This is a genomic window from Streptomyces sp. 3MP-14 (assembly GCF_006334905.2).
Taxonomy (GTDB): Bacteria; Actinomycetota; Actinomycetes; order Streptomycetales; family Streptomycetaceae; genus Streptomyces; species Streptomyces triticirhizae.
In genome coordinates this window covers 387,622-395,005 of the sequence record NZ_VDLZ02000007.1, presented here as the reverse complement: position 1 = coordinate 395,005, position 7,384 = coordinate 387,622, and the positions used below count along the sequence as shown (strand labels likewise).

The window sequence follows — 7,384 nt, the reverse complement described above, 5'->3', positions numbered from 1 at the left end:
ACGTGTTACTCACCCGTTCGCCACTAATCCCCGGCCGAAACCGGATCATCGTTCGACTTGCATGTGTTAAGCACGCCGCCAGCGTTCGTCCTGAGCCAGGATCAAACTCTCCGTGAATGCTTCAAAAAAGCGCCCACAAAGATGCTCGAACATCCTCGCAAACAACTCAAAAATCTGGCATTGACTTTTGGCACACTGTTGAGTTCTCAAGGAACGGACGCTTCCATCAAACCCCTCTCAGGGCCCTCCGGGCGCTTCCCTTCGCTGTGTCCACTACTTTAGAACCAACCCCACCCGAATTCCAAATCCGGGCTTCCGAACCCCCATGCGGACATGCTTCGGACACACCGAAACAAACCCTCACCGGGAATCAGGTTCACACGAAGTGGGCGCCGCACATGGCGGCAAGACGCTTCCCCAGGACAACCGACAGGCGACCGCCTGGTGGCAGCTCGGAGAACATTACGCGCCCGCCCTGGCGGCGTCAAGCCGGGCTCGCTCAGGCGGCGACCGGGGCCTCGACGGGGCGGTCCCCGGCCGCGACGTCGCCCGTCTCCCCTGCCTCGACCGCGCGGCGGCCCAGGACGAAGACATAGGCGAGGAAGGCCAGTTCGGCGGCGACGCCGATGGCGATCCGGGCCCAGGTCGGGAGCCCCGACGGGGTGACGAAGCCCTCGATCGCGCCGGAGACCAGCAGCACGACCGCCAGGCCGACCGCCATGCCCAGGGCCGCGCGCCCCTCCTGGGCCAGCGCCGTCGTCCTGGGGCGCCCGCCCGGGTCGACGACCGTCCAGCCGAGGCGGAGCCCGACGCCGGCGGCGACGAAGACGGCGGTCAGCTCCAGCAGGCCGTGCGGCAGGATCAGCCCGAGGAAGACGTCGAGTCGGTCGGCCGAGGCCATCAGGCCCACGCCGGTGGCGACGTTGACCGCGTTCTGGAAGAGGACCCACAGGACGGGCAGGCCGAGCAGGGCGCCGAAGGCCAGGGACATCCCGGCGACCTGGGCGTTGTTCGTCCACACCTGGGCGGAGAACGCGGCGGCCGGACTGCTGGAGTAGTAGGACTCGTAGGCGCCGCCAGGGCGGGTCATCTCGCGCAGCTCCTCGGGGGCCGCGATGCTCGCCTGGACCTGGGGGCTGTCCGCGATCCACCAGCCCAGGGCGGCGACCAGGCCGGTGAACACCAGCGCCGTGGGAACCCACCAGTGCCGGGTGCGGTAGCAGGCGGCGGGAAACCGGGCGGTGAAGAAGAGGACCGCGTCCCGCCAGGTCGCCCTGCGGGTGCCCACGACGGCGCTGCGCGCGCGGGCGACCAGGGTGGTGAGGCGGCTGGTGAGCGCGGGGTCGGGGGCCGTGGACTGGAGCTGGGAGAGCTGGGTGGCCACCCGTTGGTAGAGCTGGACCAGCTCGTCGGCCTCGGCTCCGGTGAGCCGGCCGCGACGGCGGCGGATCAGGGCGTCGAGCCGTTCCCACTCCGCTCGGTGCGCGGCGACAAACACGTCGAGGTCCATGGGAGGCAGCTTGTCAGACCCCGGTGTCACACTGTCCAGCGGAAGTCGAAAACCGCCGAGAGCGTCCGGGGAGAGGGGGCGGTCCATGAACGGCCAGCTGGTCACGGGGGATGCGGTGGTCCTCGGGCTCCAGCCCGCGCGGCTGCCGAGCCGGGCGTTGGCGGTGGCCATCGATCTGACGGTGGTCGTGGGCCTCTATCTGCTGCTCTCCGTGGTCGTGTTGAGCACGGTGCTGCCGCTGGGGACGGCGGCGGCCATGGCGGTGCAGGTGGCGCTGCTCCTGCTGGTGGTGGTCGGGGGCCCGGTGCTGGTGGAGACGCTGAGCCACGGGCGTTCGCTGGGCAAGGTGCTCTGCGGGCTGCGGGTGGTGCGGGAGGACGGCGGGCCGATCCGGTTCCGCCATGCGCTGGTGCGGGGGGCCATCGGCTTTGTCGAATTGCTGATGACGGCCGGCTCCGTTGCCTGTGTGGCCTCGCTGGTCTCGGCGCGGGGGCGGCGACTGGGAGACGTGTTCGCGGGGACGCTGGTGGTGCGCGAGCGGGTCGCGGGCGGCGCGCGTCGACGGCGCGGGGCGGTGCCGGTGGCGCCGCCGGAGCTGGCGGGGCGGTTCGCCGAGGTGGACCTGTCGCAGGTGCCGGACGAGCTGTGGCTGACGGTGCGGCGTTTCCTCGGTCGGGAGGGGCAGTTGGACCCGGTGGTGGCGCGGTCGTTGGCGGTGCGGCTGGCCGACGACGTGCTGGCGCGGGTCGGGGAGCCGCCGCCGGACGGGGTCTCTCCGGTGGACTTCCTGACGGCGCTGCTGGGTGAGCGGCAGCGGCGGGAGGCGGCACGGGTGATGCCGGGCGCGGTGGACGCGGCGGCCGGGGTGCCGGCGGCCGGTGGTTTCCAGCCGATCGTCGGCGGGGCCGCCGAGGCGCCGACGGCCGGGGGCGGGGGTGCGGCGGCGGTCTCGCCGCCCGCGATACCCGAGCGGCCGGAGGCCGGCGGGGAGCCGGTGGCCGAGCCGGGGCGACGGACGGGCTTCGCGCCGCCGTTCTAGCGCGGGAGCGCCGCCGTTTTCTAGCGCGAGGGTGGGGAGTCCAGCTCCTCCAGTTCGACGCCGGGTGCGGCGAGTACCACGTCGCCGGCGAGGTGGACGGTGTGGCGTTCCCCGGTCTCCAGGTCGGCGACCTCGTACGCGTCCACGGTCAGCGGCCCACTGTCCGTGGGGTGGGTCTCGCTGCCGAGGTGGGTCCAGCTCTCGTCGCGGGTGCGGGTGGCGAGCGCCGGTGGCGTCACGGTGACCAGGCGGACCCGGGCGCTGGCGGGGCGTTCGGCCTCCGGGTCCCGGCCGGGCCTGAGCAGGCGGGCGACGGCGACCAGGAAGCCGGGTGACGGGCCGCTGAAGGCGGCGGCCCTGGCGTTGCCCTCGTCGGCCGTGGTGCCGGCGGCGTCCATCCGGACCCAGGTCAGCCCCTCCAGGGCGCCGCCGCGCAACTGCCAGCCGCCGGCGCGGAGTTCGACGCGGAGCTGGCGGCCCAGGGCGTCCAGGGTGAGGTCGGTGGCGAGGCGGGGCGTGCCGTCGGGCGCGGTCTGCTCGCCGGTGTAGCGCCAGCCGGCGGGCCCGGGGGCGCAGCGGAAGCGCTCCTCGCCGAGGGGGCTGCCGTCCTCGGGGTCGCTGATGCTGTATCGGCCTTGGGGCATGGGATCGCGGGGGCGGGCCGCCCGGGCGCGCCGGCGTGCGGCGGGCCCGGGCGGTTCCGGGGATCAGTACCGGTAGTGGTCCGGCTTGTAGGGGCCCTCGACCGGGATGCCGAGGTAGCTCGCCTGGCCCTCGGTCAGCTCGGTGAGTTCGGCGCCGAGTGCCTTCAGGTGGAGGCGGGCGACCTTCTCGTCGAGGTGCTTCGGCAGGACGTACACGCCGGTCGGGTACTCGCTCTGCTTGGTGAAGAGTTCGATCTGCGCGATGGTCTGGTTGGCGAAGCTGTTGGACATCACGAACGACGGGTGTCCGGTGGCGTTGCCGAGGTTCAGCAGGCGGCCCTCGGAGAGCACGATGATGTTGTGCCCGTCGGGGAAGGTCCAGGTGTGCACCTGGGGCTTGACCTCGTCCCTGACCACGCCGGGGAGCGCGGCGAGGCCGGCCATGTCGATCTCGTTGTCGAAGTGGCCGATGTTGCCGACGATCGCCTGGTGCTTCATCCGCTGCATGTGGGAGGCGAGGATGATGTCGCGGTTCCCGGTGGCGGTGACGAAGATGTCGGCGGTCTCGACGACGTCCTCCAGGCGGGCCACCTGGTAGCCGTCCATGGCGGCCTGGAGGGCGCAGATCGGGTCGATCTCGGTGACGATCACCCGGGCGCCCTGGCCGCGCAGGGACTCGGCGCAGCCCTTGCCGACGTCGCCGTAGCCGCAGACCACGGCGACCTTGCCGCCGATGAGCACGTCGGTGGCGCGGTTGATGCCGTCGATCAGGGAGTGGCGACAGCCGTACTTGTTGTCGAACTTGGACTTGGTGACCGAGTCGTTGACGTTGATGGCCGGGAAGAGGAGCGTCCCCTCGCGGAACATCTCGTAGAGGCGGTGCACGCCGGTGGTGGTCTCCTCGGTGACGCCCCTGATCTCGGAGGCGGCCTGGGTCCACTTCTGCGGCGTCTCGGCGAGGGTGCGGGTGAGGAGCCTGAGGATGACCTCGTGCTCCTCGTTCTCGGCGGTCGAGATGTCCGGCACCTTGCCGCTCTTCTCGTACTCGACGCCGTTGTGCAGCAGGAGAGTGGCGTCGCCGCCGTCGTCGAGGATCATGTTGGGGCCGCCGGTCGGGGTGTCCGGCCAGGTCAGCGCGCGCTCCGTGCACCACCAGTACTCCTCCAGCGTCTCGCCCTTCCAGGCGAAGACGGGGATGCCGGCCGCGGCGATCGCCGCGGCGGCGTGGTCCTGGGTGGAGAAGATGTTGCAGGAGGCCCAGCGGACCTGGGCGCCGAGCGCGACCAGGGTCTCGATCAGCACGGCCGTCTGGACGGTCATGTGCAGCGAGCCGGTGATCCGGGCGCCGGCGAGCGGCTGGCTGGCCGCGTACTCCTCACGGATCGCCATCAGACCGGGCATCTCGTGCTCGGCCAGGGTGATTTCCTTGCGGCCGAACTCGGCCAGCGACAGGTCGGCGACCTTGAAGTCCTGAGCGGCGGTTGCGGTCGTTGTCATGACGGCTGCTCCTCACGCGAAGTGAAGTCGGGCGGACAGGAGGCGACAGCGGCGAGGCCCGCGATGCCCCGGGTTGCGGGGACGGGCGTCCGCTGCGCCACGGTCCGTCGGAGGGCCTTCTTACCCCTCGGCCGGGCTGAGCGGCGCCTGCTCGGCTCCGCACCCGACTGCCATCAGCAACGACGTCTGGTAACGGACCGAATGTACACCGCGTGCCCCGGGCGGCACTATGCGAACGGTCATTTCTCGGCCAGCCGGCGCGCGCCGTGACCCCGTTGGTGCGCGCCGGCGGTCAGCGCGCGGGGTGGTCGGCGACGGTGGCGCGGAACAGCGTTCCCGCGCCGGCCAGTTCGACGTTCTCGCCGGCGCTGGCGAACGCGGACTCGCCCGGCGCCAGGTCGATCCGCGCGCCGTCCGGCCCGTGCAGGGCGACGCGTCCCTGGACGCAGAGCAGGATCTGCGGGCGGTCGGCGGGCAGGGCGGTGCGGCCGCCGTCGGCGGACAGGTAGCGGGAGAGCTGGAACTCGTCGATCGGCGTCGCGTACCGCTCGGCGCCGTCGGCGTCGGGTTCGGGGCGCAGCACGCCGGGGTCGCCGGCCTCGAAGCGCACGATGCGCAGCAGTTCGGGCACGTCGACGTGCTTGGGCGTGAGGCCGCAGCGCAGCACGTTGTCCGAGTTGGCCATGATCTCCACGCCGAGCCCGTCGAGGTAGGCGTGCGGCACCCCGGCGCCCAGGAACAGCGCCTCGCCGGGGGCCAGTCGGACGTGGTTGAGCAGCATGGCCGCGATGACCCCGGGGTCGCCGGGGTACTGGCGGGCGATCCGGACGTAGGCGTCGTAGGCGGCGGCGAACGGGGCGTCGGGCGCCTCGGCGACGCGTCGGGCGGCGGCGGCCGCCGCGCGTTCCACCGTCGTGGCCATGGCCTCGGGGTCGGCCGTCAGCACGGCGGTGAAGACCTCGCGCAGCGCGTCGCCCTCGGGGCGGGCGCGCAACAGGTCGGCGTAGGGCTTGAGTTCGTCGACGCCCAGCGCGTCGAGCAGCTCGGCGGTCTCGGCGGCGGGCCGGAAGCCGCAGAGCCCGTCGAACGGGGTGAGGGCGCAGATCAGCTCGGGCTTGTGGTTGGTGTCCCGGTAGTTGCGGTGTGGGGCGTCCAGCGGGACGCCGTTGGCCTCCTCCTCGGCGAAGCCGGCGGCGGCCTGTTCGAGGTTCGGGTGGACCTGGAGCGAGAGCGCGCTGCCGGCCGCCAACAGCTTGAGCAGGAACGGGAGTCGCGGCCCGAAGGCGGCGACGGTGGCCTCGCCCAGTTCGCCCGCCGGGTCGGCGTCGATGACGTCGGCCAGCGAGACGGGGCCCTCGCCCCGGTCGAGGCGGGAGGGCGCGCCGGGGTGGGCGCCCATCCACAGCTCGGCCTGCGGCTCGCCGGTCGGTTCGGTGCCCAACAGCTCGGGCAGCGCGGTGGTGGAGCCCCAGGCGTAGGGCCTGATGGTGTTCTGGAGGCGGTCCATGAGCGTCTTTCTGTGCTGGGGTGAGGCGTCAGCCGTGGTGCCCTGCGGCGAGCGTCAGGTAGACGGCGGCGAAGTCCGTCCTGGCGAGCAGCTCGGCGACCGCGACCAGCGGATCGCCCTCCTCGCAGCTCAGCTCGTCGAGGCCGACGCCCCGGTCCGACGCGAGGTCCCGTGCCGCGTCGGCGGCCGAAGGCAGCCCGCCGGGCGCGCCGTTGGGCGGCGGGTCGCGGAACAGCAGGATGTGCGGGCGCAGCGGCGCGGGCTCGTCGACGCGGTCGCGGAAGAAGTCGTCGGGGTCGGTGGCGGCCGCCAGGTCGCCGCTGAGGAGCGGGGCGTGGGCTTCGAGCGCCTCGGGCAGCTCGGCGCTGAGCGCGGGGCGGCCGGCCAGGGCGGTCAGGGTGCGCTGGGCGTGCCGGGCGACGGCGCCGGCCAGCGGGCCGTCGCTCCACAGCAGCGGGAGCGCGGCGCTGAACTGGGCGGCGAGGGACTTGGCCGGGTTCTCCCGGGTGCGGGTCGCCGGGCCGCACCGCTCGGCGACCAGGTCGAGCCGGTCGGCGAGCAGTTGGAGGGTGGCGTCGGGCGCGGCGAACAGGCCGAGCCGGTCGCCGAGCAGCAGCAGCGGGGTGAGCAGCGCCCAGGCGGGACCGGGGGCTGCCTGGGCGCCGCTGGGCTCCTGGAACGGGGCGTCGGTCAACGGCAGCAGCAGGCCCCTGCGGTACCGGACGACCTCGGCGAGCGGGGAGCGGGCGGGGGTGACGGCGACGACCGAGCAGCCGCGTCGTTGGGCGGCCTCGACCAGCAGGGTCAGTCCCGGCTCGACACCCTCGGCACTGGTGATCACCAGCAGGTCCATCGGGCCGACCCAGCGGGGCAGCACCCAGGTGAGCGCGCCGGGGTCGGCGGCGGGGCCGAGGGGCCGCAGGGTCGCGACGCGCAGCGCGTCGCCGGCGAGGGCCTCGAACAGGTCGGCCAGCAGCGGGACCTGGGGCCCGAGGCCGGCGTGCAGCACGGTGCCGGGGCGGCCCTCGGGGGTGAGGCGGGCGAGCGGCGACTCGGCGGCGCCGTGCGCCGCGCTGCGCACCTGCGCCCCCGCGCCGGCGGCGGCGCGCAGCAGGCCGCGCGGGTCGGCGTGGACCAGCCGGTCGGGGGCGTCGAGCAGCGTTTCGTCGAACATGGCGCGTTCCTGG

Annotated in this window: 6 protein-coding genes and 1 rRNA gene; 1 reads left to right on the top strand and 6 read right to left on the bottom strand. The window is 73.4% G+C overall.

Annotation, left to right across the window (positions count from 1 at the left end):
• Positions 1 to 117, bottom strand: a 16S ribosomal RNA gene (locus FH609_RS14760); the annotation flags it as partial.
• A 382-nt stretch (positions 118 to 499) separates the two neighbouring features.
• Positions 500 to 1,510, bottom strand: a complete 1,011-nt coding sequence (locus FH609_RS14755; RefSeq protein ID WP_139674208.1) for a stage II sporulation protein M — start codon at positions 1,508 to 1,510, stop codon at positions 500 to 502.
• Positions 1,511 to 1,595: 85 nt separating this feature from the next.
• Here FH609_RS14755 and FH609_RS14750 point away from each other — a divergent pair, with 85 nt between their 5' ends.
• A complete protein-coding gene (locus FH609_RS14750; RefSeq protein WP_139674210.1) occupies positions 1,596 to 2,549 on the top strand; it encodes an RDD family protein in 954 nt (317 codons plus the stop codon).
• A 20-nt stretch (positions 2,550 to 2,569) separates the two neighbouring features.
• Here FH609_RS14750 and FH609_RS14745 read toward each other — a convergent pair whose 3' ends face one another.
• From FH609_RS14745 to FH609_RS14730, 4 genes are all read right to left on the bottom strand, one after another.
• Positions 2,570 to 3,193 carry a hypothetical protein gene (locus tag FH609_RS14745; RefSeq protein ID WP_139674212.1) on the bottom strand — a complete coding sequence of 208 codons (624 nt, stop codon included), beginning with the start codon at positions 3,191 to 3,193 and terminating at the stop codon, positions 2,570 to 2,572.
• Between the two features lie 63 nt (positions 3,194 to 3,256).
• On the bottom strand, positions 3,257 to 4,690 hold the full coding sequence (gene ahcY / locus FH609_RS14740) for an adenosylhomocysteinase (protein WP_139674214.1): 1,434 nt from the start codon (positions 4,688 to 4,690) through the stop codon (positions 3,257 to 3,259).
• A 292-nt stretch (positions 4,691 to 4,982) separates the two neighbouring features.
• Positions 4,983 to 6,197, bottom strand: a complete 1,215-nt coding sequence (gene manA, locus FH609_RS14735) for a mannose-6-phosphate isomerase, class I (protein ID WP_139674216.1) — start codon at positions 6,195 to 6,197, stop codon at positions 4,983 to 4,985.
• A gap of 28 nt (positions 6,198 to 6,225) precedes the next feature.
• Positions 6,226 to 7,371, bottom strand: a complete 1,146-nt coding sequence (locus tag FH609_RS14730; RefSeq protein WP_139674218.1) for an SIS domain-containing protein — start codon at positions 7,369 to 7,371, stop codon at positions 6,226 to 6,228.
• Positions 7,372 to 7,384 lie beyond the last annotated feature (13 nt).